The 7,119-nt window shown below is 66.5% G+C and carries 5 protein-coding genes; all 5 read left to right on the top strand.

Annotated features, from left to right (window positions below; genetic code table 11):
- Window position 1: 1 nt before the first annotated feature.
- Window positions 2-1,201 carry a flagellar assembly peptidoglycan hydrolase FlgJ gene (flgJ, locus tag AC5P7U_RS04030; RefSeq protein ID WP_006443846.1) on the top strand — a complete coding sequence of 400 codons (1,200 nt, stop codon included), beginning with the start codon at window positions 2-4 and terminating at the stop codon, window positions 1,199-1,201.
- 8 nt (window positions 1,202-1,209) lie between these two features.
- Window positions 1,210-3,090 carry a flagellar hook-associated protein FlgK gene (gene flgK, locus AC5P7U_RS04035; RefSeq protein WP_006443844.1) on the top strand — a complete coding sequence of 627 codons (1,881 nt, stop codon included), beginning with the start codon at window positions 1,210-1,212 and terminating at the stop codon, window positions 3,088-3,090.
- Entirely contained in the window at window positions 3,087-4,289 is a 1,203-nt protein-coding gene (flgL, locus tag AC5P7U_RS04040; RefSeq protein ID WP_197564917.1) for a flagellar hook-associated protein FlgL, read from the top strand. The genes flgK and flgL overlap by 4 nt, the downstream gene beginning before the upstream one ends.
- Before the next feature lie 385 nt (window positions 4,290-4,674).
- Entirely contained in the window at window positions 4,675-5,892 is a 1,218-nt protein-coding gene (locus tag AC5P7U_RS04045; protein ID WP_053449679.1) for a flagellin, read from the top strand.
- Window positions 5,893-5,964: 72 nt separating this feature from the next.
- Window positions 5,965-7,119 (top strand): flagellin (locus tag AC5P7U_RS04050; RefSeq protein ID WP_495220805.1); only part of this gene is annotated, 1,155 nt, incomplete at its 3' end.

Raw genomic sequence — 7,119 nt, forward strand, 5'->3', positions numbered from 1 at the left:
CATGCGCATCAATCCCGCATTCGATCTGCACCCGGCGCAACAGAACGATCCGGCCAAGATCGACAAGGTCGCGCGCCAGCTGGAAGGCCAGTTCGCGCAGATGCTGGTCAAGAGCATGCGTGACGCCAGCTTCGGCGATTCGCTGTTCCCCGGCGAGAACAAGATGTTCCGCGACATGTACGACCAGAAGATTGCCGAGGCGATGACACGCGGCAAGGGCCTGGGCCTGTCGGGCATGATCAGCCGCCAGCTGTCCGGCCAGGCCGCCGACGGCCCGGCGCTGGATACCCGCGTGGACCCGGCCAAGGCCAGCCGCGCCTACCAGCTGAACGCACCGGCCAGGCCGGCACCGTCGCTGCCATTGGAGGACGGCAGCCAGACCGTGCGCCTGCTGCAGCAGATGGCGGCCGGCGCACAGTCGGGCGCACAGGCCGCGGTGGCACCGATGGAGCAGGCACTGGACCTGATTGCCGGCCGCGAGAGCAGCAGCATGCACCGCTCGCTCGGCACCGACGATCCCTACATCGGCAGCCTGCAGGGCGATGACTGGGCGGCCGGCAACGACCAGTGGGCGGCGACTGCCAGCAATCGCGGCACCGCGATCAGCCCGGCCGAAGCCCTGGCCACCCGCACCGCCGTGGCCCAGCTCGGCGAGCATACCCCGGAGGGCTTCGTTGCCAGCATCTGGCAGCACGCGCAGAGCGCAGCCAAGGAGCTCGGCGTGGATGCCCGCGCCCTGGTCGCCCAGGCCGCGCTGGAAACCGGCTGGGGCAAGCGCCACATCAAGCATGCCGACGGCAGCACCTCGCACAACCTGTTCGGCATCAAGGCCAATGGCTGGAGCGGCCAGCGTGCCGTGGCCGGCACCCATGAGTATGTCGATGGCGTGCGCCGCAACGAGACCGCCAGCTTCCGCGCCTACAGTTCGCCGGCCGAAAGCTTCGCCGACTACGTGCGCCTGTTGAAGACCAGCCCGCGCTACCAGCAGGCCCTGCAGGCCGGCACCGACGTGCAGGGCTTCGCGCGCGGCCTGCAGCGTGCCGGTTATGCCACCGACCCACGCTACGCCGCCAAGATCGCCGCGATCGCCGGGGGGCCGACCATCGAGCGCGCCGTCAGCGCCGTAGCCGACGCCGGCACGCGCCTTGGCCAGACCTTCGCCAGCACCGCAACCGCGGCGCTGGGTATCACTCGTCGTTGAGGAACCCCATGTCCAGCGTACTTTCCACCGGTACCGGTGCCCTGCTCGCCTTCCAGCGTGCGTTGGCGACCACCAGCCACAACGTGGCCAACCTCAATACCCCGGGTTACAGCCGGCAGAAGGTCAACTTCGCCACCGCTGATCCGCAGAACTACGGCTATGGCACGGTCGGCAACGGCACCCGCATCACCGACATCCGCCGCACCGCCGACCAGCTGGCGATCTCGCGCCTGCTCGACAGCAGCGGCGAGCTGGCACGCCTGAAGCAGCTTTCCGGCATGGCCGACCGGGTCAACTCGCTGTTCTCGGAAGGCGCGACCAACATCGCCGGCGTCTGGTCGAACTTCTTCGACTCGGTCAGCGGCCTGTCCTCCAATGCCTCCGGCACCGCCGACCGGCAGAACATGCTCGACGGCGGCAAGGCCCTGGCCAATCGCTTCGTGCAGCTCAACACGCACCTGAACAACCTCAATGGCGAGGTCAACAACGGCCTGCTGGCCGGTGCCACCGAGGTCAACCGCCTGGCGCAGGAGATCGCGCAGATCAACGGCGCCATCGGCACCAACATCGCCAACGCCGCGCCGGACCTGCTTGATCGCCGCGACCAGCTGATCACCCAGCTGATCGGCTACACCGGCGGTACGGCGGTGATCCAGGACGGCGGCATCATGAATGTCTACACCGCCGGCGGCAACGCATTGGTGGTGGGCACCACGGCGACCAAGGTCACCACCGTGGCCGACCCCTACCAGCCCGAGCGCCTGCAGCTGGCGCTGGAGACCCAGGGCAACACGATCCGGCTTGACGCAAAGGCCGTCGGTGGCCAGATCGGCGGCCTGCTGGAATTCCGCGACACGGTGCTGACCCCGGCCCAGGCCGAACTGGGCAAGCTGGCCGTCGGCCTGGCCGAGACCTTCAACCAGACCCATCACCAGGGTGTGGACATGTATGGCCAGCTGGGCGGTGATTTCTTCAACATCGGCAATCCGCGCGTCACCGCCAACAATGCCAACACCGGCACGGCCAGCCTCAGCGCCACCTATGGCGACCTGGGCAAGCTGGACGCGCAGAACGTGGTGCTGCAGTTCGATGGCACCCAGTGGAAGGCCAGCCGCGCCGACACCGGCGCCAACGTGCCGCTGACCGGTACCGGCACCGCCACCGATCCGCTGGTGATCAATGGCGTCAAGCTGGTGGTCGGCGGTACCCCGGCTGCCAATGATCGATTCCTGCTGCAGCCCACCGCAGGCGTGGCCGGCAGCATGGAAGTGGCGATCACCGATCCCTCGCGCATCGCCGCCGCGGCGGCGGTGAAGGGTGCTGCCGCCACGTCCAACACCGGCACCGGCAAGCTGAGCGGGGTCACCGTCAGCGATTCGACCAATGCCAACCTGCGCAATCCGGCCGCGATCGTGTTCACCTCGGCCACCACCTACACCATCGATGGTGGCCCGCCGCAGACCTACACCCCGGGCCAGACCATCAGCGCCAATGGCTGGAGCTTCGTGCTGGACGGTGCGCCGAAGGTCGGCGACACCTTCAACATCACCCCGACCCCGGCCGGCTCGTCGGACAACAGCAATGCCTCCCGGCTGGCCAAGGTGGAGAGCGCGAAGGCGTTCAACAGCGGCACGGTCACCCTCAACGGTGCGCTGGGCGGCCTGACCACCCAGGTCGGTGCCGCGGCCCGCTCGGCCGAGTACTCGCTGGAAGCGCAGCTGGTGATCAACGACAAGGCGCAGGAAGCGCGCGATGAAGTGTCCGGCGTCAACCTGGACGAGGAAGCGGCCGACATGCTGCGCCTGCAGCAGGCCTATCAGGCCGCCTCGCAGCTGATTTCCACCGCCGACAGCATGTTCCAGACCATCCTGGGAGCCGTCCGCCGATGAGCAGCCGCATCTCCACCAGCATGATGTTCAACCAGTCCGTGTCGCTGATGATGGCCAAGCAGGCCAAGCTCAGCCACCTGGAGCAGCAGATCGCCACCGGCAGCAAGATCGTCAGCGCCAAGGACGATCCGGTTGCCGCCGGTGCCGCAGTCGGTCTTGACCGCAGCCTGGCCGCGCTTGACCGCATGAAGCTCAATGCCGGCAACGTGCAGAACCGGCTGGGCGTGCAGGAAAACACCCTGGCCCAGGTCAACGACCTGATGGCGCGCGTCAATGATCTGACCATCCAGGCCAGCAACCCGGCGCTGAGTGCACCGGACAAGAAGACCCTGATCACCGAGCTGAACCAGATCCGCGATGGCCTGCTGTCACTGGCCAACGCCGACGATGGTACCGGCCGCTACGTGTTCGGCGGCACCAACGACGGTGACCCGCCGTTTGCCAAGATCAACGGCAAGGTGGTCTACCGCGGCGACCAGACCCAGCGCCAGATCGAGGTCGGCCCGGATACCTACGTGCGCGATGCGCTGCCCGGCAGCGAGATCTTCATGCGCATCCCCACCGGCGATGGCTTTGTCGATGGCGGCGCGGCGGCTGGCAACACCGGCAACGGCGTGCTGACCAACATCACCCGCGACGGCAGTGACAGCTGGAACGGACAGTCCTTCAGCATCCGCTTCACCGCTGCCGACCAGTACCAGGTGCTGGATGGCGCGGGCAATGTCACCGGTACCGGCACCTACAAGGCCGGTGACAACGTGGAAGTGAACGGGGTGCGGTTGCAGATCACCGGTGCGCCCGCTGCGGGTGACAGCTTCAACGTCACGCCTGCGAGCAGCCGCGACATCTTCGACACCATGGACAAGCTGATCGCCGCGCTGGATGCCGACACCGGTACCACCGCGAAGATGTCCGCGCAGCAGAACGAACTGCAGAGTGCCCTGCGCGACGTGGCACGCGCCTCCGAACGCATGATCGATTCGCGTGCCGCAGGCGGCGCACAGCTGAAGGCATTGGACAACGCCGCGGACATGCGCGAGGCCAACGGCGTGACCCTGAAGACCACGCTGTCGCAGATGCGTGACCTGGACTATGCCGATGCGCTGAGCCAGTACCAGCTGCAGAGCACCGCGCTGCAGGCGGCACAGACGATCTTCTCGCAGATGCAGTCGATGTCGTTGTTCAACAAGATCCGCTGACGCTTCCCTCGGGTCACCCCTGAAAGGCCGCGATGCCCTGCATCGCGGCCTTTTTCGTTTCTGCGCCGGGCACCACGCCCGCTGCGGCGGAATGCCCGTGATTACCCATCAAGGCCGGCGCTGGCCCGCCGATACCTTCATCAGCGCTGGTCGGGCCTGCCCCGACCGCCCCTTTCCGGGATCGCCTTCATGCCCTTCCAGGGCTGAAAAGCCCGGGAAAAACAGCCTCCAGCACCGAATCACGGCTCCAGCGGAATTCACGGCTAAAGGTTGTTGACAAAGCGCCGTTATTCATTTGGCAACAGCGAAGCACACAGCCACACAAAAAAACCGGCGGCGCTTCGTTTCATTCACCAACGGGTTCCATATAAGAGGAGACGACCCCATGGCACAGGTAATCAACACCAATACGATGTCGCTCAACGCTCAGCGCAACCTGAGCACCAGCGGCAGCTCGCTCGCTACCACCATCCAGCGCCTCTCGTCCGGCCTGCGCATCAACAGCGCGAAGGACGACGCGGCCGGCCTGGCCATCAGCGAGCGCTTCACCACCCAGATCCGTGGTCTGGACGTGGCCATCCGCAACGCCAACGACGGTATCTCGCTGGCCCAGGTCGCCGAGGGTTCGCTGAGCGAAGTCGGCAACAACCTGCAGCGCATCCGCGAACTGGCGGTGCAGTCCTCCAACGCCACCAACTCGGCCAGCGACCGCAAGGCCCTGCAGGCCGAAGTAACCCAGCTGGTCTCGGAAGTGGACCGCGTCGCCAAGCAGGCCGATTTCAACGGCACCAAGCTGCTGGACGGCTCTTTCACCAGCCAGCTGTTCCAGGTCGGTGCCAACGCCGGCCAGGCCATCGCCATCAACAGCGTGGTCAACGCCAAGGCCGATTCGCTGGGTGCCGCCTCCTTCGCCAACGGCTACACCGGCACCGCGCTGGCGACCGACAAGGCCACCGCCGACACCACCTACTCCGGCCTGCAGATCTCGGTCACCCCGCCGGGCGGCACCGCCACCACGATCACCGTCAACGACTTCACCGTGAAGGCGGGCGAGTCGATCACTTCGGCCACCTCCGCCGCGATCAACAACAAGCTGGGCGAAACCGGCGTCATGGCCTCGGTCAATGCCGGCGTGATCAGCCTGGCTTCGGTCAAGGACGGCCAGACCTTCACCCTGGGCGTCAGCGCCGCCACCCCGCCGACCGGCGCCACCGCCGCGACGATCGCCGGCCTCGGCCTGACCGAGACCAGCACCAATGGCGGCACGCTCACCGGCACCTCGGCCAGCTTCGTCAAGGACCTGAACGTCACCACGGCCGAAGGCGCGCAGAAGGCGCTGTCGATCGTCGACAAGGCCTTGGAATCGGTCAACAGCGTCCGCGCCGACCTCGGCGCGATCCAGAACCGCTTCACCTCGGTGGTAGCCAACCTGCAGACCTCCTCGGAGAACCTGTCGGCCTCGCGCAGCCGTATCCGCGATACCGACTTCGCCAAGGAAACCGCCGAGCTGACCCGCACCCAGATCCTGCAGCAGGCCGGTACGGCCATGCTGGCCCAGGCCAACCAGGTACCGCAGAACGTGCTCAGCCTGTTGCAGCGCTGACATGAGCCGCCCCCGGGGCACGTCGGGGGCGTCTAACCCAACTCACGTGCAACCGCTCAAGGACCTCTCCTCATGGCACAAGTCATCAACACCAATACGATGTCGTTGAATGCTCAGCGTAACCTGAGCACCAGCGGCAGCTCGCTGGCCACCACCATCCAGCGCCTGTCCTCCGGTTCGCGCATCAACAGCGCCAAGGACGACGCCGCCGGTCTGGCGATCTCCGAGCGCTTCGGCACTCAGATCCGCGGCACCGACGTCGCCATCCGCAATGCCAACGACGGTATCTCGCTGGCCCAGGTCGCCGAAGGTTCGCTGACCGAAATCGGCAACAACCTGCAGCGCGTCCGCGAGCTGTCGGTGCAGGCGTCCAACGCCACCAACTCGGCCAGCGACCGCAAGGCGCTGCAGGCCGAAGTGACCCAGCTGGTCTCGGAAATCGACCGCGTCGCCAAGCAGTCGGACTTCAACGGCACCAAGCTGCTGGACGGTTCGTTCTCCAGCCAGCTGTTCCAGGTTGGCGCCAACGCCGGCCAGGCCATCGCCATCGACAAGACCATCGATGCGAAGGCCAATGCCCTGGGCGGCGCCAAGTTCGATACCAACGCGCTGGCCCTGGCCGATCCGACCGCGAATGCGGACTTCACCACCACCGGTCTGTCCATCAACGGTGTGGCCATCGCCGATGTCTCGGTCAAGCAGGGCGCCGACGCCGCTGCCACCGGCAAGGCCTCGCGTGAAGCACTGGTGACTGCGATCAACGCCAAGATCGGCGAAACCGGCGTCTACGCCGAAGTGAACGGCACCGCCGGTGTCACCCTGACCTCGGTCAAGGACAGCGTCAACGCCGATGGCTCGTTCAAGGCGATCACTGCCACTCCGGGTACCTGGGCAGGCAACACGCAGGCCACCTTCAACGCCACCGCCGCCGGCGCGGCACCGGCCTCGAAGTACGCCAGCAACCTGGACGTCAGCACCGTGAAGGGCGCCCAGCAGGCGATGGAAATCGTCGACAAGGCCCTGGGTGCGATCAACAGCACCCGCGCCGACCTCGGTGCGATCCAGAACCGCTTCACCTCGGTCGTAGCCAACCTGCAGACCTCGTCGGAAAACCTGTCGGCGTCGCGCAGCCGCATCAAGGACACCGACTTCGCCAAGGAAACCGCCGAGCTGACCCGCACCCAGATCCTGCAGCAGGCCGGTACGGCCATGCTGGCCCAGGCCAAC

The organism is Stenotrophomonas sp. YJH_SMC_57, from assembly GCF_059369755.1.

What these genes read in the sequence shown, in the direction of transcription:
- AC5P7U_RS04045 (WP_053449679.1), top strand. Translation starts at nt 4,675, where the DNA reads ATGGCACAGGTAATCAACACCAATACGATGTCGCTCAACGCTCAGCGC.
- flgL (WP_197564917.1), top strand. Translation starts at nt 3,087, where the DNA reads ATGAGCAGCCGCATCTCCACCAGCATGATGTTCAACCAGTCCGTGTCG.
- flgK (WP_006443844.1), top strand. Translation starts at nt 1,210, where the DNA reads ATGTCCAGCGTACTTTCCACCGGTACCGGTGCCCTGCTCGCCTTCCAG.
- flgJ (WP_006443846.1), top strand. Translation starts at nt 2, where the DNA reads ATGCGCATCAATCCCGCATTCGATCTGCACCCGGCGCAACAGAACGAT.